We start from the raw sequence: 22,561 nt of genomic DNA, 5'->3' as shown, positions 1-22,561 counted from the left end.
CGGGCAGAGGGTGCGCACGGGAAAGCCGTTCAGCGCCGGGATCGGCTCGCCGTTCATCTCGAAGGCGATCAGCGAGTGCGGGTCCATCGCCTTTGCCAGCGGAACGCCGCGCGAGATCGGCAACTTTTCGGGGTTGCCCGAGAGATGGCCGTCCATACCGTAGTGAGCGGTGTAGATCGCCTCGCTCTTCACGCCGGCAGCCTTGAGCACGTCGGCATAGCGCACACCCGTCCACTCCGCATTGCCGATGGCACCGAGGGTCCACTGGTTGCCCTTGGCCGGCGGATTGAATGCGGCCCGCCCGTTGCCGCCGCATTCGAGCTGCAGCTTCAGTGTGACGACCTCGAAGCGGCTGCGCAGATCGTCCAGTGTCAGCTCCAGAGGCGTACTCACCGCCCCGTCCACAGTGAGGCGCCAGCCTTCCGCATTCATGGCAAGAGCCATGTCGGGCACGGTGCCGTTGTTGCGCACGAAGTGCCGCGCGTTGGGGGTTACCGAGTCATCCAGCAGGTGCGGCGGCGTCTCGGCATTGACCGGCCTGTCGTTCAACAGGGTCAGACCGTCCTTGGCTTCGAAGAGCGAGAGCTCCGTCTCCTCGGCCAGCGCCGCGGGGATCAGGCCGGAAGGCATGCTGCGGTGAAAGGGAATGGCGGCGCCCAGCATGGCGCCCATGGTCGCCAGGCCGGCACCGCGCAGAAACCCGCGCCGGTCAGCATGGGCACGGCGGCCGAAAACGGTGAAATCGGCGTGCTCGGGATCGTCCTGGTAAAGTTCGAAAAGACCACGCTCTCGCATACCAAGGGGCATCGACTTCCTCCTCATGATCTGCGCGGGACTTTTTTTGTGGAACAGCGGCGCTCAGCGATTGCGGCGCGAAATGAAGCTGTCCCTCCGCGTCATAACAGAGGAAACGAAACGGTGCAGCGAACTATTCCATGAATTTGCCGAACGCGACGATTTGCCCCGGAAGGGCCGGAAGGAACCGGAAGGGCCGGAAGGATCAGCGGCCCGGCCTGGAGCAACTCCTCACACCAGGCAGCGGGCACTGTCCTGATGGTTTTGGCGCAACGCCTGGCGCACCTCTGAATCGAAGGCCTTGCGTTGAAAACTCGCCTCGAAGATGCGCCGCGAGACTTCGGCAAAGCGCGACGGGTCCATGCCTTCGGCCAGCAGAAGCACGCTGAGGCCGTTTGCCTGCCATGCAACCGCTTCGTGCGCACCCGGCTGATGGCCGCGCGCATCGCTGTCCCCCACACCGCTATCCAGCGAGCCGAGATCCTGGAGTGCCTCCTCCAACCCCAGGCCGCCGGAGAGCAGGAACAGACTGAGCCGGCAGCCGCGCGCGCCGCGGTAGCCGAGGTGCAGGGACTCGCGGCCGTCGGCCCGCGGTCCCGCACCCAGGTGGCTGAGGGTAAGGCCGGCGGCACGCAGATCCGGAACGAAAGCTGCGGGGCCGAGTTCCCGCTGGGCGGCAAGCTGCAGACGCTGTGCTTCGCCGGCGCTGGCCTGCGGACCGGCGGGCCAGGCGCGGTGGCTGGTCAGGGCACGCTCGGCCCAGACCGCGTAGGCGGGCGGCGGTGCGGCCAGAAACATCCAAAGAGATCCGATCAGCGTGACCAGGGCCAGCGAAGCCGCGAGGGCAAGGCCGCCGCGCAGCCAGGACGGCCGGCGCGCTTCGACCCGCGGCAGGTCGACCGGCGCGTCGGTGACGAGCCTGCCGACCGATCCTTTCATACGATGCAGGGCGGCCACCTGCTCGGCGAGTTGGGGATCGCGGCCAAGCGCCGCCGCCACCTCCGCCGCACGCTCGTCGGGCAGTTCCCCGTCGACGTAGGCGTTCAGATCCTCCCAGGTCGGCTGTGCGGTCTTCACAAAGCAGATTCCTTGCCGGTCGATTTCGGGCGGCTCGATTTCGTCAGCACGCGCACATTGCTCTCGTTGAGCGCCATGAACAACGCCTGGCGGGCGCGGCTGATTCGGCTCATCACAGTGCCGGGGGGCACGTCCAGAACCTCGGCAGCTTCGCTGTAGGTCAGGCCGGCCAGGTCGATCAGCGCGACGATCTCGCGGTGCCTGACCGGCAGGCGCTCGAGCGCCAGTTTGACCGTCAGGACATTTACAATCTGGTGATCCCCACGCAGGCCCGCAAGCTGCCGCAGGTCCTGGGCCTCAACGGACTCCGCCGGCTGGCTGTCGAACACGCCCGAGCGCGACCTGTCGCGCCGCAGGCGGTCGATGAATCCGTTTCGCAGGATCCGAAAAAGCCAGGCCCGGTAAGCCGGTTCGTCCATCGGCACGCGACGGGCCGAGAGGGCCTTGACCACACTGTCGTGCAACAACTCGGCGGCAGTCTCCCGATCGCCGGCAAGACTGACGGCGTATCCGAACAGGCGGTCGAGGTAGTGTTCCAAACGGTGGCGGGCCAGGCCTTGGCCGGCGACCTTCTTCATGCCTGCTTCTCCCCCGGCGGCTGCGACATCCTGACCGAGGACATCCCGCCATGGCAAGGGGAGTCTCGTGGAAATACAACCTAAACGGGTTTATCGGCCGCTTTTACCGCTGATGTCCTGCCGTCACCGCTGGATGGTGGAACCCGCCGCAATGCTCTCAGCGCGGCGGCTTAGCGTCTCCTTTACGAAAGCGAATCAATAATTTGGCTTCGCGTCCCGGGGGGTCCGCCCCTTCCGTGGCCGCCTGTGCAGTCAAGGGGAGCCAAGCTGCGGCATGCCGCCTTTCGCCCGTGACCAGACGCCGTTTCCGGCGTCCAAACCCGCAAACGACGCGCCGGACGGCCTGGCAGAGGCTCTGCGCGCGGCCACGCGGCTTGGCGATGGAGCGCTGGCGCCGGACGCACTGGACCACGCCTTGGCCGCCTTTCGGGGCGTGCTGCGCCAGGGTGACGAAGCCGCACGGCGCAAACTCAGCGAGGCCGTGAAGACCGCGGCGGACCTGCCGCGCGACATCGTCCTGGCTCTGGCCAACGACCGGCCATCGGTGGCGCTGCCGTTCATCGCCCATTCGCCGCTGCTGCAGGAGGCGGATCTCGTCAAGATCGTCTGGAGCGGCGATCCGGTGCGGCAGGTGACGCTTGCGGCCCGCCCCGGCTTGCCCGCGGCGGTGACCAGCGCCCTGGCCGAGCTCGCGCCGCAGCGGGTCCTGCTCTCCCTGCTTGCCAACGACAGCGCAGAGATTTCGGGGGAGTCGCTGCAGAGCTGCCTGACCCGTTTCCCTGGGGACGCAGAGGTTCAGGAAAGAATGATCGGCCGCAGCCATCTGCCGCCTTCGGTGGCCGAAGCCCTCTTGCTGGACAGTGCCCAGCCTTTGCAGCAGTCGCTTCTCGCCCGCCACCCGGTCTCGCCGAACGCCGCCCGCGAAGCACAGCGCCGACACGGCAGCGGCGCACCCTGGTGGCGCCGACAGTTGTTCTCCCGTTGAAGCGCCGACCGGGTTGAGGAGGTCCGGACGCTCCAGTTGAAGTCGTGCTCAGACATAGTAGTAATCGCGGCAACCACAGCGTTTTCCAGTGAAAGCCAGAGGTCGTTCCTCAAGCAGCCTCTAAACAGACACACAAGACCTCTAATCATCAGCAGTGCGAATAAGGTTAATTAGGTAATATTTCCTTTCTACTACACGCTATGAAAGAAGAACCAAATCAAATATCATCCAGTGAAACAATTCTGTCACAATTAATCTTGGTTTTTGGAGTTATCACGGTAGTTTAATCCGATGGTTGAGTCGGAAGACCTTTGACAACAGGTCCGGCATGACCAGAGATTGAACCAGGGCGGGGGGCAGTTCGAGCGGATATCCGTGCATCGAGGGCGTCCCTGTAGCGACCACCCTTTTCGGATGCGTGGAGAGAGCCGCAGTACATGGAAGAATTGCCTCAGGACCTGTTGACCACCCTGGAGATCACTCCAAGCGTCACCCTTACCGATCTTGTGTTCGCCCTGCTGACCAGCGCAGTGCTGAACTTCGCCCTGGCGTGGATCTACATCCGGACCCACGGCGGCTACTCCTATTCGAAGTCCTATGTCCAGTCGATCGTGCTGGTCGGGCTCATCGTTTCCCTGATCATGATCGTCATCGGTTCGGAGATCGCGCGGGCCTTCGCCCTCGTCGGCGCCATGTCCATCGTGCGGTTCCGTACACCGGTCAAAGACAGCCGCGATCTGATCTTCATCTTCGCCGCCATCGCCATCGGCATGGCCGCCGGCACCGGCTTCCACCTTTATGCCGCCATCTTCACCCTCTTCCTCGGCGCGCTGATGCTGGCCTTCCACGCCTTCAAGTTCGGCGACCTCGACCACCGCTCCTATGTGCTGAAGCTGCGCATTGACCCGCTGGAGAAGGATGCCGTCGCGGCGCTCTGCCGGGAGTACTGCCGGCACTACGCCGTGGTGTCGATCAGCCGTGTCAGCGACGATGCGGGAATGGAAGAAGTCGTCTACGAAGTCGAACTGAAACCGCGTGTGGAGTACGGCGACTTCATCGAGCGCCTGCGCGAGAAGGTGAACCCCCAGGCCATCAACCTGCTCGTCGGCGAAGGCTCCGTGAATGTCTGAGCGCAGCCGGGCACGGCGCGATACGGAGCTGGATCCGCTTTCGCTCGGCGGGCCTGCACGCGCAGCCGATCCCGCTGCGGACGAAACGCCGCCCGGGCCGCTCTGGCCTCAGGCTTATACAAACCGCTACGAGATCAAGTATCTGGTCCCCGCGCGCGACCTGCGCCAGGTGCGCGCCGTCCTCTCCGGACTGCTGGCGCCCGATGCCAACAACGGGCAGCAGGGTGGCTACGTCAATCAATCGGTCTACTTCGACTCGCCGCACTACCGCTACTACACAGAGAAGCACGAAGGCGAGTTGGCCCGCATCAAGCCGCGCATCCGCTTCTACCGCTCTGCCCTGGGCGCCGAAGCGTCCTCCGTCTTCCTGGAGTTCAAAGGCCGCTACGACCGCATCGTCGCCAAGCGCCGTCTGCAACTGACAAAGGCGGAGGCGGACGACCTGCTGAACGGCGGCGCCGCGGCGCGCGTGCTGCAGGGACACCAAGACGCCGTCGCCCGCGAGTTCATCTATCTCTGCGACCGCTATAACCTGCAGCCTTGCGTCATGACGGTGTACAACCGCGAGGCCTTTCACAGCGATTTTTACGGCAGCCTCAGGGTCACCTTCGACACGCGCTTCCAATGCAGCCTTGCGACCCGCGCCGACAGTCCCCCTGCCGGCTACATCGAGGCGCTGCCCGGCGGCGAGACCGTGCTGGAGGTGAAGTACAACGAGCAGGTGCCGAAAATCCTGATCTCGCGGCTCAACAGCCTCGGCCTGCAGCAGCGCACCTTCTCCAAGTTTGCAGTCGCCCTGGAGCGCTGCTTCGACCAATTCCGCAGCCGGCGCTTCCGGTCCAGCCGCTTTCAGTAAGCGGCCGGTCGAAGCGGGGAGACTCACGAAGACCTCTTTGGCACTAAACCTCGGAACACAAAGGACCAGGAAGGAAAGGATCACGGCGATGACCATCCGAGACCACTCGCTTCGCACAGCAAGAAGGACCCTGCTCGGCGCTGCCGCCGCAGCGATCCTGCTTTTGGCAGCTCCCTTCGCACCGTCCGCCGCACAGGACACAGCATCGCTGGAGAGCGATCGGGAGACGCTGCGGGCCGTCTCGCTGCTGTACCGCCACGGCGTCATTTCGCCGAAGTACTCGCCGCCGAAGAACGCCACCGAGTGGCCGATGGGTTTCAGCCAGCTGACAGCCGTCGGTATGCGCGGCATGTACGAGCAGGGCCAGCGCCTGAGAAAGCGCTATGTCGAAGATCTCGGTCTGATCAGCGCGCGCTATCACACCGACGAGGTCCATGTCCGCGCCAGCAACACGGACCGGGCACTGCAGTCCGCCCAGATGATGATCCTCGGCCTCTATCCCCTGGGCGTGGGCCCGGACCCCTCCGTCTACCTTTCCGACATGGAGGCCGCGCCGCGTGCCGACCTGGCCTTCACGCCGGTTCCGGTTCACGCCGTGGCGCTGGAGAACGACGCGGTCATGCGCCCCTGGACCGGGCGCGCGAGCTGCACCCGCTACCGCGAGTTCGTCAAGCGCCTCGGGAACACCGAGCTCTATGAGACGCAGGGCCGCAAATATGAAGACTTCCTGCGCCGCGTTTCCGCGGTCATGGGTGTGAACGAGGGCGAGCGGATCGGCAGGATGCTGTATCTCGTCAATGAGGTTTACGAGCCGCTGTCAGCCAACCTTCAGCACGACCTGCCGTTGCCTGAAGGCATCTCGCTCGAGGACATGGAGCAGATGAGCGCCCTGGCGGACTGGAACTACCATCACCAGTTCCTCGGCCGCACGGTCGGCCGACTCACCGGCGGATCCTTCGTCGGCGAGGTTCTGAAGAACTTCGTCAAAGTGACCGAAGGCAGGCCCGACGCCAAGCGCCTCTACCTCTACTCCGGCCACCAGCGCACGATGCTGGGGGTGGACGCGGCACTCGGCATCGAAACGGCTCGCACCGAAGGACCGCTGTTCAAAGGCAGGGTCCCGCCCCTGGGGTCGCACTATGCCTTCGAACTGCACGAGACCGCCCCGGGCGATTTCGCGGTGCGCATGAAGTTTGTCACCGACGAAGGCGAACAGGTCATCACGGTCCCTGGATGCGATTCGCCGATGTGCCGGCTCCAGACCTTCGCCTCGGCGGTCGCCGAGGTGATTCCGCGGAACTGGCGTCAGGAGTGCAGCGGCTAGAGCGCACCCGTTTCGAGCCCCGCTGCGGCGACCGGAAGGCACTGCCCAGAGACCGGGAGAAGTGCTAGCGCCGGCGCAGGCCGGCAACAGCGGCGAGAGGGACCGAGGAGGCCGGCGGTGCTTCGGCTTCCTCGTCCCCTTTGGCGATGCGCGGCGGCAGAACGAACGACACGGTGGTCCCGCGGCGGTACTCGCTCTCGATCGAAAACTCGCCGCCGTGAAGCTTCACCAGCGCTGCCGCCATAGGCAGGCCGAGGCCGGTGCCCTCGTGCTCGCGCGTGTAGGCGTTCTCGACCTGGCCGAAGGGCTGCATCACGGTTTCGAGCTTGTCCGGCGGAATGCCGATGCCGCTATCGCGCACGATCACACGCAGGCCTGAGCTCGTAATCCACTGCGCCGAGATCACAACTTCGCCTTCGGGTTCGGTGAACTTGATGGCGTTGCTCAGCAGGTTGAGCAGAACCTGCCGCAGACGGCGCCCGTCGGCGCGCAGGGTCGGGATCTCGGTGCCGAGATCGACAACCAGCCGCAAGCGCCCCTGGCTCGCCTTGTCCTGCACCAGCTCGACACAAGCCTCGACCTCGGCACGGAAGTCGACATCTTCGATGCTCAGATCGACGCGGCCCGCCTCGATCTTGGAGATGTCGAGAATGTCGTTGATCAGCGCCAGCAGATGCAGCCCGGAGCTGCGCACCTGCTTCACGTAGTCGGCATAGCGCGGGTCGCCGATGGGGCCGTAGAGCTCCATCTCCATCATCTCCGAGAAGCCGTTGATGGCGTTCAGCGGGGTGCGCAGTTCGTGGCTCATGTTGGCCAGGAAGGAGGTCATGGCGCGATTGGCGGATTCGGCCTGATCGCGTGCATCTTCCAGCTCCGCCTCGCGATGCGCCTTTTGGGTGAGGAGGACGCCGACCGCATTGACCGCCTCGTCCAGCTGCTGCAACTCCATCGATGTGAAGGAAGGCAGTTCGTCCTGGGACCTGAAGACGCCGCGGCTGAAGCTGCGCAGTCGGGCCGAGAGCGTGTTGACGGGGCGCACGGCAAAGGCATTGACCAGGAGAAAGATGAGCAGCGAGAGAATGAAGCAGACAATGCCGAGAGAGATGGCAATCGACCAGGCGTGTTTGGCCGTCTCTTCCTCAATGCGCGAGTTGTCCCAGGTGAAGGTCATGCGGCCGAAGTTCTCGCCCGCAAAGGTAACGGACTTCGAGATCTCGACGACGGACTTCGCGGTCTTGAGCTGGCGCTGCCAGGCATAGAGCACCGCGCCGTCCTCGTTGACGATCTTGGCGGAGGCGAGATCGGGATCGCGGACGACCATCTGGCTCATGGTCGTCTCCAGGCGCGGCAGATCTTCGCTGATGATGTCTTCCAGGGAAGACAGGCGGATCAGATCGAACTTGCGCTCCGCCTCTTCGGCGGCGCGTTCCAACAGGTAGGCCTGCTCGGCGTGACGGAGTTGGTAGCCGGCCAGGGTAGCCAGCAGAAAGGCCAAGGCCACCAGACCCAACAGAAGCTGAGTGCCTAGCCGCAGCCGGCCCCGACTCTCTGGGCCATCTGCCGGCCCAATGATTCGGGGCATGGAGGCATGCTGATCCATCTACGGCCTATGGGTGCCACCGGCGGCTGAGTTCACTGAAGCTGAGCGAAGAACTGCGGGTTCTGTCGGATCGCCTCACGGGTCGGTTCGTAGTCGCTGTCATCGCCTTCGAAGAAGCCGTCAAAGCGCAGGGCCTTGAGCGCGTTGCGGTCCGTGACGTTCAGGAGCGCCTGCTGCAAGGCATCTCTAACCCGCGGATCCAGACCGGCGCGGGCAACCCAGGGACGGGTCGAGTTCCTGAACTTGTAGAGGGCGCGGATCGGCACGCCTCTGTCCACCAGCTTCTTGAAGGTCGTCTCCTCCAGCGCACCGGCGTCGAAGAGGCCGGAACCGACAGCGCGGCCGACCTTGTCGTGGCGCCCAAGATAGTCATAGCGCGCGAGATCGCGGGCATAGAGGCCGGCGCGCATCAGGGTAAGCTGGGAGAAGTAGCGCCCGAGTGTCGAGCGCTTCGATCCAAAGGCGAAGCTGTGGCCCCGCAGCTCGGCAACGTCGTTCAGCGCGCTGTCGCGATGCACGGCGATGATGCCGTTGAACGACTTGGCCCCGTTCTTGTTCTCCATCGCAAGAACGGACAGGCCGGGCTGCGATTCCTTGGCAAAGACATAAGAGGCCGGACCCAGGCGCGTGAAGTCGACATCGCCGTTGACGATCAGATCGACACCGGCTTCGTAGCCCTTCACAAGCTGCAGCTTGATCTCGACCTCTTCGCCGAGGACCTTGGACGTTTCCTCGGCAATCACATCGAGGGTCGGGCGAAGCTGCGCGACCATCGCCGACGGCTTGTCCGGAGCGTAGGTCCCGAAGGTCAGAACGACCTTGGCGTCAGCAGGCTTGGGGTTGATCCCAATGAACGCAGCGACACCCAGGGCCGCTGCAAGCGAGCACAGCGTGTGTCTGCGCGTGAACAGAAAGCTCATCTTGGTTACCCCGCAAAGGCATCTGGTTTCATGCGTTTGCGGGTAAGTAAAGGAGAGTGAAGTTAATAAAGATTGAAAACTCTAACGATAATGGAGTTCTCTAGAATATTAGACAATCAGAACAACTGATAATTGTTCCGCCGGCAAAATCCTCCACGCCGCCGGCCAAGGGCGCATAAACCCGCGCAGAGATTGGAACAGCGTCTCGATATCCGGACGAAGGAGCGGTTGCCGCCACCCGGTCCGGGCCCGACCGCCGCGCGCCAACAGTCAGAAAAACCTAGGACTTCAGCCCTCTCGGCCGCTCGTCTCGGCTTGATCTTCGTCCATCGAGAGCATGTGGCCGCGCATGAAGTAAATCTGCGAGGCCACAAAGACAAAGGTCAGAGCAAGGATGCCGAAGACCTTGAAGGTGACCCAGAAGTCCGTCGACTGCGTGCGCCAGACCGCCTCGTTGAGGGCCGCCATTGCAACGAAGAACCAGGCGAAGCGGCTGGAGAGTTTTACCCAGCCCGCTTCGTCCAGGGGCCAGGCCGACTCCAGAAGCGGCTTCAGGAGAGGCCGCTTGAACACCAGGCCGCCGAAGAGGACGGCCGCGAACAGCAGCTGCACGATGGTCGGCTTCATCTTGAAGAAGGTCTCATCCTCAAGCCAGAGGGTGAGGCCACCGAAAACGACGACCACAACGGCCGTCACCAAAGGCATGGGGGGCAAGCGCCGCTCGATTACAAATGACAGCAGCAGAGCCACGGCGGTGGCGATCATAATGGCCAGCGTCGCCATCATCAGGTCGCTCAACCAATAGGTCGCGAAGAAGATCGCCAGGGGCCCGTAGTCGACCGCCGGCCTCAGCCACGCCGGCGCCTTCGTCTCTGTTGTTTCGCTCACGCAGTTCCTCGTCTCGTCCCGGGCTGCGGCAAGGGCGCGCCGCCCACAGTCTCCAGCCGCTTCCGCCGGCGGGCTCCGGCCAGGCCTTGGTTCATGTTACAGGGGCACGGCAGCCAAAAGCCACAGCGCAGAACCTCACAATATAGGGAAGGCCCGGCCGCAGTTCACCTCCGCAGAGGGACGAGCCGGGCAAAACCCTTCGGCTTTTCCGCGAATTCAAGCCAAAGGCGGTCAGTCCTTAACAGCTTCTTAAAGCTGCCGTGACATTTTGTAAGTCATGCAGGTCCGTTGCCCGTCAGGAGCTTTTGAGCGTGTTTGAACAATCCGCTTCATCACAAGCCTTTCCCCCTGCCGCAGCTGAAGTCAGCACCCCGCCGCGTGATCGGCCGGCACCCCAACGCGACCCATTCATCGAGCACTATTTCAAGCGCATCGACCCGAAGGTGGCCGCCAGCTTCACGCCCGAGCAATGCGCGGCAATCAAGAACATGTTCGGTGCCCGCGGCGTCGCCAAGCACGCGGTCGAACTCCGCCGTTCCCTGCCGATCGGCCGCCGGCGCTATTACCTGGTGCTGCTGCTGGGCCGCGAGCGGCGCGGCTTCGACCGCCTGTTCAGCGAAGGTGCGGTCTCCGGCCCCTTCACCTTCTTCGGCTATGCCATTACCGCTGCTCTCTGGCTGATCCCCGCCGGCCTGCTGGCCGTCGTCCTGCAGGCGCTGCTTTAGGGGCTGCAGCAGCCAGCCCGCAGGGGCGTTTCCATCACGCCCGCTTCTGCTCTAGTCTCGGGGGCGATGACACCGGCACCGCCCTTCGAACCCCAGGGCCTTCCTGAAACCGCCCGCCGCGACACGGCATCGCTGCTGTCGCGCGGGCTGGTGCGCTACCACGCGGAACTTGGCCTTGTCTGCCTTTCGGAGTTCACCCTGCGCAGCGGCCGCCGCGCCGACCTCATGTGTCTGGACCCCAAGGGCGGTCTGACGATCATCGAAATCAAATCCAGCGTCGAGGACTTTCGCAGCGACCACAAGTGGCCGGAATACCGGGACTACTGCGACCGCTTCTACTTCGCCGTCGCGGAAGACTTCCCGCGGGACCTGATACCCGGCGATCAGGGTCTGATGGTGGCCGATGCCTATGGCGCCACCGTCATTCGCGAAGCCGCAGCGGCGCCGCTGAATGCCGCGCGCCGGCGCGCCATCACGCTGCGCTTCGCCCAACTCGCGGCGCGGCGTCTGACCCTCTGTATGGATCCTGATGCCTTCGCACCCTCAGGCTGAGACCAGCCTGCCCGGATAGTCTAGCCGCGGGCCAGCCGCTCTATGGTGGCGGTGGTCGACTGGCCGGGCGTGAGCTGCGCCAGCAAGACGCGGCCGCCATAGCTCTGAACAACGTCGGCGCCGACCACCTGGTCAAGACTGTAGTCGGCCCCCTTGACCAGGACTTCCGGCTTCAGGGTTTCGATGAGCGCGAGCGGCGTGTCCTCGGAAAACACCACCACGCGGCTGACGCTGGCCAGCGAGGCCAGCACAGCGCCTCTCGCCGCCTCGCTTTGCACCGGCCGGTCCTCGCCCTTCAGGCGCCGCACAGAGGCATCGCTGTTGAGCCCGACAACGAGGCGGTCGCAGGCAGCCCCGGCCTGCTGCAGCAAAGAAACATGGCCGGGATGCAGAAGGTCGAAACAGCCGTTCGTGAAGCCGACCCGGAGGCCGCGCCGGCGCCAGCGGGCGGCTTGCTCGAGGAGGCTTTCCAGGTCGACCACCTTGGTCTCCGCCGCCAGCAGTTCATCGGCATGGAAAGTCTGTGCGATCTCGCCGGGCTGTGCCACGGCCGTCCCGAGCTTGCCCACCACGATTGCCGCAGCGGCATTGGCAAGGCTCGCGGCTTCGGCCGGCTGAAGCCCCGCACCCAGGGCGAGGGCGAAGGCGGCAACGACGGTGTCGCCGGCGCCGGAGACATCGTAAACCTCCTGCGCCCGGGCCTTCAGGTGATGAACAGCGCCGCCCGGGCCAGCCTGCACCAGCGTCATGCCGTGTTCGCTGCGGGTGGCCAGAACCGCGCCGATGCCGGCCTCGGCAATGATCTTGCGGCAGGCCGCCACGACCGCCTCGTCGTCCTCCACCGACTGGCCGGAGGCCTCCTGAAGCTCGCGCCGGTTCGGCGTCACCCAGCCGGCCCCCTGGTAGCGGCGGAAGTCCCGGCCCTTGGGATCCACGACCACCGGACAGCCGCGCTTCGCCGCTGCAGCCACGACGGCCTCAATGACGTCGGGATCGAGCACGCCCTTGCCGTAGTCGGAGAGGATCACCGCCGATACCTGGTCGATCGCTGCAAGCGCCGCCTCCGTGACCGCAGCCGTCGCCTCGCTGCCGAGGACGCCGGCCTCTTCGCGGTCAGCGCGCAGCAATTGCTGGCCGCCGGCGATGAAGCGCTCCTTGATGGTGGTCGGCCGCCCCGCGTCACTCACCAGATGGGCCTTGCCCCCGACCGGCTCCAGGCAGTGCTCTGCGAGGTCGCGCACCTCCCAGCCGGCGGCATCCTCGCCCACCACGGCAACGCCCAGGGGCCGCGCGCCCAACGCCGCCAGGTTCCGCAAAACATTGCCAGCGCCCCCCAGCATGGCGGTCTCACGGGCAATCCGCATGATCGGTATCGGCGCCTCGGGCGAGATGCGCTCGACACTGCCGTAGACGAAGCGGTCGAGCATGATGTCGCCAAGCACCAGAACGGGGACGGACTTCAGGCGGCCCAGCAAGGCCGTTACATCGGTGTCTTCTCGCATCGCAATAGTCTGTGCGGTTACTGAGGTTGTGGGGATACCGGGGCCATGGGGTTACCGAAGGGGTCATCCAAGTCTGGAGTTATGGCGTCGAAACTCGCGCCTCGCGCTAGTCGGGATCGTTTCAAACTATGCCACCTACATCCCAAAGCCACAGGAAACTGCGAGAATTCAATCACATCGACAGGGAACGGGATAAACCATCACGCGATGCTTTTCAGACTCTTCGCTGATTGTTTAACCAAAACGCAAGGTGAAAGCGATAAACAAGGTCGACGGCACATTTCAGTGTGAGCTTAGAGGGAGCCGCCGACCCCAATGTCTCAGCAGCCTACCATGCAGGAACAGGCCCTGTTGAACCACATCAAAAGGCTGGAGCGCAGCGGCGACCAGCACCTTGCCGTCCAGGTGCACCTTTCAAAGCTGATTGCCTTCAAGACCCTGCCGGAATGCGTGAACGTGGCGATCACCATGATGAAGCGGGTCGCCAAGGTTCACGATGCGAGCCTGTTCCAGCTCGACAACGCCGACATCTTCCTGGTCTACGACCGCGACGCCGTGAGTCAGATCGATCAGTCGCTGAACAGCCTCTGCCGGGTGCTCAGGGAAGATCCCTTCTTCAGCGACGAGCCGGCGGCCGAGCAGGAGTTCTGCAGCCACTTCGACTTCGCCGGCGGCTACCAGGAACTCGTCGAGTGTGCCGAAACCCTGCTGGAGGAAAAGGCGAAGGCAGAGTCCACCTTGCGGCACAATGGTGGCCGGCGGGCCGAGAAGCGGCCGCTGAGCCTCGCCGGTCTGGCCGCCGTCGAGAAGGCGATCACCCAGGCCGACCTCTCCACCATGACCAGCCGGCAGCCGGTCTGCGAGATCGGCCCGGACGGGCGCCCGCAGGTTCTGTTCCACGAGCTCTTCACCTCGATCTCGGCGCTGACCGACACACTGCTGCCGGACGAGAACGTCTTCGCCGACCGCTGGCTTTTCCAATATCTCACCGCGCAGCTTGACCAGCGCATGCTGGCCTGGCTGGGCAAGAACGACGATGCGACGCTGAAGCACACCTTCAGCCTGAACATCAACATCGCATCCCTGCTGTCGCCACGCTTCCTGGAATTCGACGGACAACTCGACCAGAAGCGCCGCAACACCATCATCCTGGAGCTGCAGATCCACGACGTCTTCGCCGACGTGACCCGCTATCTCTTCGCCCGCGAGTTCCTGCTCGACCGCGGATACCGCATCTGTCTGGATGGCGTGAACGAGCTCTCCCTGCCCTACGTGCACCGCACCGACCTGGGCGCGGAGCTCGTAAAGCTGCAGTGGTCCCCCACTCTGCGCCGGCAGATCGAAGGCAGGCAGGGGGCGCCCATCAGGGCCGCGATCAATCGGATCAGCGCCCAGCGCATCATCTTCACGCGCTGCGAGAGCGACGACGCCATCGAACTGGGCCACGACCTGGGGATCTGCCTGTTCCAGGGTTTCTTCCTCGATCATCTCCTGAAAGAGAAGATCACCCGCGAGGAGGCAGCGGAGCGACTCGGCGCCGCGCTTTCCCGCCACCGCCAGATGACAGCACCGGCGGCGGCAGCGGCCAGCACTTAAGCTGGCCGTCCCAGAGAACGACCTTCGTCAGATCAGTTGCCGCCAGATCAGTTGCCGCCAGATCAGTTACGCGGTGCGTACTTCGCCAGAATGCGCTGCAGCGTCCGCCGGTGCATGCGCAGCCGCCGGGCGGTTTCGGAGACGTTGCGGTCGCACTGCTCGTAGACGCGCTGGATGTGCTCCCAGCGCACGCGGTCCGCGCTCATGGGATGACAGGGCGGGGGCGGCAGCACCTCTTCCTGTTCCAGCAGCGCCGCTTCGACCTGGTCTGCATCGGCCGGTTTGGGCAGGTAATCGGTGGCGCCAACCTTTACCGCCGCAACCGCGGTGGCGATGTTGCCATAGCCGGTCAGCACGATGATCCGCGCATCTTCGCGTGCCTCGCGCAGGGCCTGCACAACCTCCAGGCCGGACCCGTCTTCCAGACGCAGGTCGACCACGGCATAGCCGGGGGCGGCGCGCTGCGCCAAGGCGAGACCGTCGGCCACCGAGTAGGCGGTCTGGACGGCAAAGTCGCGACGCTCCATGGCCCGCGCCAAGCGGTCGCAGAAGCGTTGATCGTCATCAACGATCAGCAGATTGCGCGGTTCGGATTGCGCTTCGGCATCGTTGAGCATGGTTAACTCCTAGCTTGCACGGCGGCGACGGTCTGGTCCCAGAACGGCCTCTTCTTTCACTTCTAATGTATGACGTGGCCAGCGAATCTCCACCACTGCGCCGCCGGAAATCTCGTTGGAAAACTCGATACTGGCGCCGAAGTGGGCCAGCAGCGTGCGGGCGATAAAGATGCCCAGGCCCATGTGCTGGCTCTCGCCGCGGCGGCGGTCCCGGGGACCGGTGGAGTAGTAGGGCTCGCCCAGGCGGCTCAGCACGGTCATATCGAAGCCAGGGCCGTCATCGGCAATGCGCAGCATCACCGATTCCTCGTCCCAGGTGACATCCACGTCGACGCGGTGGCGCGCGAACTGGACCGCGTTCTGGATCAGCGTCCCGAGGCCATGCAGGATCTCTGCATTGCGGGTGACCGTCGGCTGGTCCGCATCGCTGTCGATCGCCGGGCCGGCGTGAATTTCCAGCGCAACGCCCTCACGCCGGTGCGAAGACGCCGCTGCCTCCACAAGCGCCGTCACCGGCAGCCGGTGGTAGGGCGAGCCGTCGTCCCAGGCGGGCCGCTCCGCCAGGCCGGCCAGAATCGAACGGCAGCGCAGCGATTCCGCATGAAGCAGTTCGACGTCTTCGCGCAACGGCGAGTCTGCGCCGAGTTCACGCTGCAGTTCGCGCGCCACCACGGCAATGGTGGCCAGCGGCGTGCCGAGCTCATGCGCGGTCGCGGCGGCCAGCCCGCCCAGCGCGGAAAGCTGCTGCTCGCGCGCCAGCGCCAGGCGCGTCGCCTCCAGGGCCTGCGACATGCGCCGGCTTTCCTGGGCGACGGAGGACACATAGGCCGCGATGAAGATCACCGCGATCACCAGGGCCGCCCAAACCCCGCCAATGTAGACCGGCGACAACTGCACGCCAGCCTCCGGCCAGGGCAGCGGCAGGTGCCACACCGCCAGCACCGAAACCAGAACCAGGGCCAGGGCGGAGATGGTGAAGGTGCTGCGCCGCGACAGCGTCCAGCCGGAAATCACCACCGGTGCCAGAATCAGCATGGCGAAAGGGTTCTGCAGGCCGCCGGTCATGCCCAACAGAACGGCCAGCTGCACCACGTCGAAGCAGAGGTTCAAAACCGCTTCGCGGTCGGTCAGCCAAGTGGCGCTGCTGGGACGCGCGACCGAGAGGATCACGTTCACCACGCCCGAGATCGCAATCACCGCCATCGCCGGGATGAAGACGATGGGATAGTCGAGGCCGAAGTAGACCACCGAGAGGGTCACTGCCTGGCCGAAGAGGGCGACCCAGCGGATCACCACCAAGGTGCGCAGACGCAGCCGCCCGCCCGATGCCGGAGTGGCTTCTGGGGTCAGGGGGGCAGTCGCCGTCATATCCGGGCCTTTCGCATGGCCTCCAGTCTGGACCCCAAACCCGGAAAGGCAAGCCCCGGCGGCAGAGGCTTCAGCCGTCCTCGCCCGGGCCGGAGACCCCGGCCTCGGCAAAGGTCGCCATCCCGCTGTGGCAGGCCACGGCCGCCTTCAGCAGCAGCACCGCCAGCATCGCGCCGGAGGCTTCGCCCAGACGCATGCCCAGATCGACCAGCGCCTCCTTGCCGATGCGCTGCAGGAGACGCTTGTGGCCCGGCTCGGCCGAAACATGAGAGACCATGCAGTGATCGATCGCTCCGGGAACGAGGGCATGGATCACCGCCGCCGCCGCTGTGCAGGCATAGCCGTCCAGCAGCACCGGCGTGCGCGCCATGCGAGCGGCCAGAATGGCACCGGCGATGGCGGCCAGTTCGCGCCCGCCCAGACGGCGCATCACCTCCAGCGGGTCGCCCAGGGCGTCGCGGTGCAACGCCACGGCCTGGTCCACAAGCCGCGCCTTTTCCGCCATGCGCTCGGCGTCGATGCCGGTGCCGGGGCCGACCCAGTCGGCGGCCGGGCCGCCATAAAGACCGCAGCAAAGCGCAGCGGCGGCGGTGGTGTTGGCGATGCCCATCTCGCCCAGGGCCAGGACGTCGATGCCGCTCTCGACCGCCATCATGCCGTAAGCCATGGCCTTGGCGCAGTTCTCCTCGTCCATCGCTGCGGCCTCGGAGAAGTCGGCCGTGGGCTCATTCAGAGCCATCTCGTAGACCCGCAGATCGGCATTGGCCAGGCTGCAGAGCTGATTGACCGCCGCACCGCCGTCGATGAAGTTGCGCACCATCTGGGCGGTCACCGCAGCCGGATAAGCGGAGACGCCCTTTTCCGCGATGCCGTGGTTGCCGGCGAAGACCGCAGCGTAGGGCCGCTCGACCGAGGGCGGGTTGCGCCCCTGCCAGGCCGCGAGCCAGACCGCGACCTCCTCCAGACGGCCAAGTGAACCCGCCGGCTTTGTCAGTTGCGCCTGGCGGTCGCGCGCGACCTCGGCGGCGACGTCGTCAGCCGCCGGCAGCGCCTTCGCAAGCGCGCGGATCTCATCGAAGCTGACGATGGTCTTTGCAGCCTTCATGGCCTTACCCTCCAAACAAGTAGGACCCTCCAAACAAGCGGGTCCAGACGATCCGGGGTGAGGAGGCCTGGCTCCATCATCGTGACCCGCGACCCTGAACTGTCATATAAACGGCCCGAACGAGCCGACCAAACCGAAAAGCACCGCGCGAAGTTTCCACCCGCCATGTCCCCTCTTTCAAATCCAAGCTCAGATCCGGACTCCGGGCCATCCCCCGGGCCATCCCCCGGACCTTCCCAAGGTCCTTCCCAAGGTCCTTCCCAAGGTCCTTCCCAAGGTCCTTCCCCTGCCTCTCCCGCGGCCTGGGGACACGACCTGAAGGTTGCCCTGACCTTGCTGACCCGGCTTCCGGTGCCGCAGCCGCCGGCCGCCGGGGCATCGGAGATGCAGGCGCCCCTGGCGCGGGCAAGCCGCTGCTATCCGGTGGTCGGCGCCTTGATCGGCGCCCTGGGCGGACTGGCCCTGCTGGCGGCGGATGCGCTCCAGCTGCCGGCGCTGATCGCCGCCCTGCTGGCGGTTGCGGCGACGATCCTGGCCACCGGCGCCCTTCACGAGGACGGCCTGGCAGACGTGGCCGACGGCTTCGGCGGCGGCCGCGACCGCGCGCGCAAGCTGGCCATCATGCGCGACAGCCGCATCGGCAGCTATGGGGTCCTTGCCCTTGTGTTTTCGGTGGCTCTGCGCAGCGCCGCCCTGGCGGCCATCGCCGCCGTCGACGCCGGCCAGGCGGCCATTGCGCTGCTGGCCGCCCAATGCCTGTCGCGGGCAGGGCTCGGCACCATCATGGCCGGCCTGCCCGGCGCGCGCGCCGACGGTCTCGCCGCCGCGGTGGGCCGGCCACGCGGGGCCGATGCCCTGGCGGCAGCGGCGGTCGGCGTCCTGGCGGCGGTACTGCTGCTGCCCTGGCATGCCGCAGCCCTGGCGCTGCTCGGCGCAGCCGCCGCCTCGGCCGGGGTGGCGGTCCTGGCCCGGCGCCAGATCGGCGGCTATACCGGCGACGTCCTGGGCGCCGCCCAGCAGCTCTCGGAGATCGCCGTACTGCTGGTGCTGGCGGCACTTCTGGCATAAAGGCAGGGTATAGAGACAGGAGACGACATGACCGTGACGCGCTGGTGGTGGATCCGCCATGCCCCGGTGGTCGGCCAGGACGGCCGCATCTACGGCAACCGCGATGTCGCCTGCGACTGCAGCGACGAGGCGGTGTTCCGCGGCCTGGCCCAACTGTTGCCGCAGGAGGCCACCTGGGTGGTCACGCCCCTCAGCCGGACCGTGAAGACCGCGGAGGCCATCCACCGGCAACGCGCTCTGCCCCAGCCGCCCTTCGCGGTGGAGGCCGACCTGGCGGAACAGGATTTCGGCCACTGGCAGAGCATGACCTACGCCGAGCTCGATGCGCAGCGCAGCGCCGACTGGCGGCGCTTCTGGCTGGGCCCGGCCGAGGAGGTTCCGCCCGGCGGTGAGAGCTTCGCAGCCGTGTGCCGGCGCGTCGGCGCGGCCGTCGGCCGCCTGACCCGGCGCTTCTCCGGCGGGGATGTAGTCTGCGTCAGCCATGGCGGCCCGATTCGGGCCGCCCTGGGACATGCCCTCGGCCTGAAGCCGGACCGCGCGCTCAGCTTCGCTATAGACAACTGTGCCGTGACTCGACTCGATCATTTCGCGGAAGACGGGCAGACGGGCCCAGATGAGGGCCAACGAGCGGGCAAAATGGGGGAAACGGCCGGCCCCGTCGGCAGCTGGCGCGTTGCAGCGGTCAACGTGAAAGCCCATATGCCGGAAAGACCCTAAGGCCGGAATGAAATGCCGTTGTGTCAGACAGTTAGGGTAACGGCCGGGTAGGGCAACGGCCGGGCCGTCTCCGGCGGGCCGGTCACCGCGGTAACGGGGCAGAGCGCCGCAGCATCGGGTCGTGATTGGATGTGTCGTGATAGCATGGTGTCGCATCGATTCTCAGGGCATCAACTCAAAGAGCGTCAATTCTCAGGAAGGTGATTTCATGATGGCTTCAGCAATCCTGCGCGGCCTGCGGGCGACCGCGGCTGGCCTGCTCATGGTGGTTGTCGGCAGCACCGCCGCTTCCGCCGACAACGAAGCCGAGGCTTTGGTGACCGAGTCGCGCCTGACCGTCGACCGCCTGATGGCGGACGAGGACTTCTTCGAGCTTTCGAAGTTCATTCAGTCGGCCAAGGGCATCTACATCGTCCCGCAACTTGTGAAGGGCGGTTTCATCCTGGGCGCCGAGGGCGGATCGGGCGTCTTCCTGGCGCGCGGTACGGACGGCAGCTGGTCGGCGCCGGCCTTTTACACCCTGGCCGCCGGCTCCATCGGTCTGCAGATCGGTGGCGAGGTGAAAGAGGTGGTCTTCGTACTGATGAGCGACAAGGCGGTCGACGCCATGCTCTCAAGCGAGTTCAAGCTGGGCGCCGATGCCAGTATCTCGGTCGGCCCGGTCGGCCGCGGGGTCGAAGCCTCGCGGACAACGGACTTCAGCTCCGACATCTATGCCTTCTCCAAGTCCGTCGGCCTGTTCGGCGGCGGGGCGCTGGAAGGCGCCAAGATCTTCGAGCGCAAGAACATGGCGGCCGGCTACTACGGCGGCCCGGCCGGGGCGCGGGACATCGTCATCAACCGCACCTTCAGCAACACCCAGGCCGACAAGCTGCGCGAGACCCTGCCCTAGTGGGATAGTCCGGCGGGGTAGTAGTCGGCCGGGGCAGCCGGTCGGGGCACCCTGACCGGGAACTGCGCGGCGCGACAGAGCGCCGCATTGCGCCCACAGGGGCGAATGCTTATGAATTTCGATCGCATAGCGTGAGGGACCGCTCCCAGGAGGCCTTTGCAAATGACGCCCAGAACCAAAGTGCTGTTGATCTCCGGTCTCGGCCTGGCCCTCGTGGTGGCTGGCGTCGCGGGATGGCTGTCAGTGCAGCCGCAGGCGCCGCGCCAGATCGTCTCCAGCGACACCCAGATCAGCGGAGAGGCGCTGATCGGCGGGCCCTTCACCCTGACCGATCATCGCGGCGAGCGGCGGACAGACGCCGACTTCCAAGGCCGCTATATGATGATTTTCTTCGGTTACACCTACTGCCCGGACATCTGCCCGACCACCCTGACGACCGTCACGCAGGGCCTGGACATCCTGGCGGAGGCCGAGGGTGCCAAGGCCGCCGCGGTGACCCCGGTTTTCGTCTCCGTCGATCCGGAGCGCGACACCACCCAGGCCCTGGCCGACTACGTCAGCCACTTCCATCCCAGCATGGTCGCCATGACCGGCACCCCCGAGGAAGTCGCCGTGGCCGCCAAGGCGTACCGCGCCTTCTACAGGAAGGTGGAGGTGGACGACGCCAGCGACTATCTGGTCGATCACTCGCCCATTGTCTATCTGATGGGCCCGGACGGAAAGTACCTGACCCATTTCAACCATCTGACGACGGCAGAGGAGATCGCCGCAGGGCTGTCCAAGCAGGTCGACCCGGCGCGCGCCACGGGGCCTTCAGCCGGCACGTGAGACGCCGATCCCGGCCGTAGCCGGGATCAGGCCTCCGCAAGGCGTCAGATATCGGCGACGCGGCGGCCGCTCTCCGGATCGAAGAGGTGCAGCGCACCGGGATCGGCGACCAGCGGCAGGCTGTCGCCCTCGGCCATTTTCATGGTGCCGGGCACCCGCAGGGTCAGGGTCTCGTCCTGGCCCGACAGCACGCCGTGGGCCAGCGTGTCCGCACCCAGGGTTTCCACCATCTGAACCTGCAGCGTGAAGGCCGGACTGGCGCCCTCGGCGGCGTGCAGATGTTCCGGCCTGACCCCCAGGGTGATCCGCCGCCCCGCCTGACCCTGCAGCCCGCCGTTCGACAGCCGGATGGCATTGCCCTGACTGACCGTCAGGCTGGCGCCGTCCGGGGCCACCTCCGCCGGCAGGAAGTTCATCGCCGGCGAACCGATGAAGCCGGCCACGAAGAGGCTCTCGGGCCGTTCGTAAACCGCCAGCGGCGTGTCGATCTGCTCGGCATGGCCGCCGTTCATGACGATCAGGCGGTCGGCCATGGTCATGGCCTCCACCTGGTCGTGGGTGACATAGACCGAGGTGGTGCCGAGGCGGCGCTGCAGGCGCTTGATCTCCAGGCGCATCTGGACACGCAGCTTGGCATCCAGGTTCGACAGCGGCTCGTCGAAGAGGAAAGCCGCCGGCTGGCGCACGATGGCCCGGCCCATGGCGACCCGCTGGCGCTGACCGCCGGAAAGCTGGCGCGGCTTGCGTGCGAGCAGGTCCTTCAGTTCAAGGATCCCAGCCGCCTCGTCCACCCGCTGATCGATTTCCGCCTTGGGCATACGGGCGATCTTCAGGCCGTAGGCCATGTTGTCGTAGACCGTCATATGCGGATAGAGGGCGTAGTTCTGGAACACCATGGCGATGTCCCGGTCCTTGGGCTCCAGATTGTTGACCACCCGGCCGCCGATGGCGATCTCGCCCTCTGTGATGACCTCCAGTCCGGCGATCATGCGCAGCAGGGTCGACTTGCCGCAGCCGGAAGGGCCGACGATGACGATGAACTCGCCGTCGCGGATATCCACGGAGACGCCGTGGATCACCTTGGTGTCGCCGTAGCTTTTCTTCACGGCGCGGATGGAGATGTCAGCCATAGGCTTATCCGTTCGTTATTTCTCGGTTTCCACCAGGCCCTTCACGAAGAGCCGCTGCATGGCCACGACGACGAAGACCGGCGGGATCATCGCCAGGATGGCGGTGGCCATAATGAGATGCCAGAGCGGCTCTGAATCCGGCACCGCCACCATGCGCTGAATGCCCATGACGATGGTGTAGTAGGACTCGTCGGTGGTCACCAGAAGCGGCCAGAGATACTGGTTCCAGCCGAAGATGAAGAGGATGACGAAGAGCGCCGCGATGTTGGTGCGCGACAGCGGCAGCAGGATGTCCCAGAAGAACCGCA

General features: G+C 65.6%; 23 protein-coding genes. 11 read left to right on the top strand and 12 right to left on the bottom strand.

Annotated elements, in window-relative coordinates:
* The 3 genes from Q0982_RS11785 to Q0982_RS11775 all read right to left on the bottom strand — a co-directional run.
* On the bottom strand, positions 1 to 807 hold an 807-nt coding region (locus Q0982_RS11785; protein WP_299395662.1), incomplete at its 3' end, for a molybdopterin-dependent oxidoreductase.
* Positions 808 to 1,026: 219 nt separating this feature from the next.
* Positions 1,027 to 1,872, bottom strand: a complete 846-nt coding sequence (locus Q0982_RS11780) for an anti-sigma factor (protein ID WP_299395660.1) — start codon at positions 1,870 to 1,872, stop codon at positions 1,027 to 1,029.
* Positions 1,869 to 2,450, bottom strand: coding sequence for an RNA polymerase sigma factor (locus tag Q0982_RS11775; RefSeq protein ID WP_299395659.1), 582 nt, complete (start codon positions 2,448 to 2,450; stop codon positions 1,869 to 1,871). Before Q0982_RS11775 ends, Q0982_RS11780 begins: the two co-directional genes overlap by 4 nt.
* A gap of 274 nt (positions 2,451 to 2,724) precedes the next feature.
* On the opposite strand from Q0982_RS11775, the gene Q0982_RS11770 reads away from it, so the two are divergent.
* The 4 genes from Q0982_RS11770 to Q0982_RS11755 all read left to right on the top strand — a co-directional run bounded on the left by Q0982_RS11770 (position 2,725) and on the right by Q0982_RS11755 (position 6,745).
* Positions 2,725 to 3,435 carry a DUF2336 domain-containing protein gene (locus Q0982_RS11770; RefSeq protein WP_299395656.1) on the top strand — a complete coding sequence of 237 codons (711 nt, stop codon included), beginning with the start codon at positions 2,725 to 2,727 and terminating at the stop codon, positions 3,433 to 3,435.
* 437 nt (positions 3,436 to 3,872) lie between these two features.
* Positions 3,873 to 4,565, top strand: coding sequence for a DUF4956 domain-containing protein (locus Q0982_RS11765; protein WP_299395654.1), 693 nt, complete (start codon positions 3,873 to 3,875; stop codon positions 4,563 to 4,565).
* Entirely contained in the window at positions 4,558 to 5,421 is an 864-nt protein-coding gene (locus Q0982_RS11760; RefSeq protein WP_299395652.1) for a polyphosphate polymerase domain-containing protein, read from the top strand. The genes Q0982_RS11765 and Q0982_RS11760 overlap by 8 nt, the downstream gene beginning before the upstream one ends.
* Positions 5,422 to 5,509: 88 nt before the next feature.
* On the top strand, positions 5,510 to 6,745 hold the full coding sequence (locus tag Q0982_RS11755; protein ID WP_299395650.1) for a histidine phosphatase family protein: 1,236 nt from the start codon (positions 5,510 to 5,512) through the stop codon (positions 6,743 to 6,745).
* A gap of 64 nt (positions 6,746 to 6,809) precedes the next feature.
* Here the strand turns inward: Q0982_RS11755 and Q0982_RS11750 are convergent, their stop codons facing one another.
* From Q0982_RS11750 to Q0982_RS11740, 3 genes are all read right to left on the bottom strand, one after another.
* Positions 6,810 to 8,240, bottom strand: a complete 1,431-nt coding sequence (locus Q0982_RS11750) for a HAMP domain-containing sensor histidine kinase (protein ID WP_299395647.1) — start codon at positions 8,238 to 8,240, stop codon at positions 6,810 to 6,812.
* 137 nt (positions 8,241 to 8,377) lie between these two features.
* Positions 8,378 to 9,265, bottom strand: coding sequence for a PhnD/SsuA/transferrin family substrate-binding protein (locus Q0982_RS11745; RefSeq protein WP_299395645.1), 888 nt, complete (start codon positions 9,263 to 9,265; stop codon positions 8,378 to 8,380).
* Positions 9,266 to 9,553: 288 nt separating this feature from the next.
* On the bottom strand, positions 9,554 to 10,153 hold the full coding sequence (locus Q0982_RS11740) for a septation protein A (RefSeq protein ID WP_299395643.1): 600 nt from the start codon (positions 10,151 to 10,153) through the stop codon (positions 9,554 to 9,556).
* Between the two features lie 311 nt (positions 10,154 to 10,464).
* Between Q0982_RS11740 and Q0982_RS11735 the strand changes: the two genes are divergently transcribed.
* Positions 10,465 to 10,878 (top strand): hypothetical protein, encoded by a 414-nt coding sequence (locus Q0982_RS11735; RefSeq protein ID WP_299395641.1) that lies wholly within the window; start codon positions 10,465 to 10,467, stop codon positions 10,876 to 10,878.
* A 66-nt stretch (positions 10,879 to 10,944) separates the two neighbouring features.
* Positions 10,945 to 11,430, top strand: a complete 486-nt coding sequence (locus Q0982_RS11730; protein ID WP_299395638.1) for an MmcB family DNA repair protein — start codon at positions 10,945 to 10,947, stop codon at positions 11,428 to 11,430.
* Between the two features lie 20 nt (positions 11,431 to 11,450).
* On the opposite strand, the gene rfaE1 is transcribed toward Q0982_RS11730, so the two are convergent.
* A complete protein-coding gene (rfaE1, locus tag Q0982_RS11725; protein ID WP_299395637.1) occupies positions 11,451 to 12,932 on the bottom strand; it encodes a D-glycero-beta-D-manno-heptose-7-phosphate kinase in 1,482 nt (493 codons plus the stop codon).
* Positions 12,933 to 13,247: 315 nt separating this feature from the next.
* Here rfaE1 and Q0982_RS11720 point away from each other — a divergent pair, with 315 nt between their 5' ends.
* Positions 13,248 to 14,528 (top strand): hypothetical protein, encoded by a 1,281-nt coding sequence (locus tag Q0982_RS11720; protein ID WP_299395634.1) that lies wholly within the window; start codon positions 13,248 to 13,250, stop codon positions 14,526 to 14,528.
* 62 nt (positions 14,529 to 14,590) lie between these two features.
* Here the strand turns inward: Q0982_RS11720 and Q0982_RS11715 are convergent, their stop codons facing one another.
* The 3 genes from Q0982_RS11715 to cobT all read right to left on the bottom strand — a co-directional run bounded on the left by Q0982_RS11715 (position 14,591) and on the right by cobT (position 17,618).
* A complete protein-coding gene (locus Q0982_RS11715; RefSeq protein ID WP_299395631.1) occupies positions 14,591 to 15,145 on the bottom strand; it encodes an ActR/PrrA/RegA family redox response regulator transcription factor in 555 nt (184 codons plus the stop codon).
* A gap of 9 nt (positions 15,146 to 15,154) precedes the next feature.
* On the bottom strand, positions 15,155 to 16,513 hold the full coding sequence (locus Q0982_RS11710) for an ActS/PrrB/RegB family redox-sensitive histidine kinase (RefSeq protein ID WP_299395627.1): 1,359 nt from the start codon (positions 16,511 to 16,513) through the stop codon (positions 15,155 to 15,157).
* 70 nt (positions 16,514 to 16,583) lie between these two features.
* Positions 16,584 to 17,618, bottom strand: coding sequence for a nicotinate-nucleotide--dimethylbenzimidazole phosphoribosyltransferase (gene cobT / locus Q0982_RS11705; protein WP_299395624.1), 1,035 nt, complete (start codon positions 17,616 to 17,618; stop codon positions 16,584 to 16,586).
* 315 nt (positions 17,619 to 17,933) lie between these two features.
* Between cobT and cobS the strand changes: the two genes are divergently transcribed.
* The 4 genes from cobS (at position 17,934) to Q0982_RS11685 (ending at position 21,123) form a co-directional block, all read left to right on the top strand.
* Positions 17,934 to 18,686, top strand: a complete 753-nt coding sequence (gene cobS, locus Q0982_RS11700) for an adenosylcobinamide-GDP ribazoletransferase (protein ID WP_299395665.1) — start codon at positions 17,934 to 17,936, stop codon at positions 18,684 to 18,686.
* Positions 18,687 to 18,713: 27 nt separating this feature from the next.
* The gene (locus Q0982_RS11695) at positions 18,714 to 19,403 is read left to right on the top strand and encodes a histidine phosphatase family protein (RefSeq protein ID WP_299395622.1); all 690 of its coding nucleotides are present in this window, start codon (positions 18,714 to 18,716) and stop codon (positions 19,401 to 19,403) included.
* Positions 19,404 to 19,611: 208 nt separating this feature from the next.
* The gene (locus Q0982_RS11690) at positions 19,612 to 20,295 is read left to right on the top strand and encodes a lipid-binding SYLF domain-containing protein (protein WP_299395619.1); all 684 of its coding nucleotides are present in this window, start codon (positions 19,612 to 19,614) and stop codon (positions 20,293 to 20,295) included.
* A gap of 162 nt (positions 20,296 to 20,457) precedes the next feature.
* Entirely contained in the window at positions 20,458 to 21,123 is a 666-nt protein-coding gene (locus tag Q0982_RS11685) for an SCO family protein (protein WP_299395616.1), read from the top strand.
* A 44-nt stretch (positions 21,124 to 21,167) separates the two neighbouring features.
* Here Q0982_RS11685 and Q0982_RS11680 read toward each other — a convergent pair whose 3' ends face one another.
* Positions 21,168 to 22,253, bottom strand: a complete 1,086-nt coding sequence (locus Q0982_RS11680; protein WP_299395614.1) for a sn-glycerol-3-phosphate import ATP-binding protein UgpC — start codon at positions 22,251 to 22,253, stop codon at positions 21,168 to 21,170.
* Positions 22,254 to 22,268: 15 nt separating this feature from the next.
* The coding region (locus Q0982_RS11675; protein WP_299395611.1) for an ABC transporter permease subunit at positions 22,269 to 22,561 on the bottom strand (293 nt) is incomplete at its 5' end.

Origin of the sequence: Pelagibius sp. (assembly GCF_028281305.1) — a bacterium.
Classification (GTDB): Bacteria; Pseudomonadota; Alphaproteobacteria; order Kiloniellales; family Kiloniellaceae; genus Pelagibius.
This window is presented reverse-complemented; position numbering and strand designations above follow the sequence as displayed.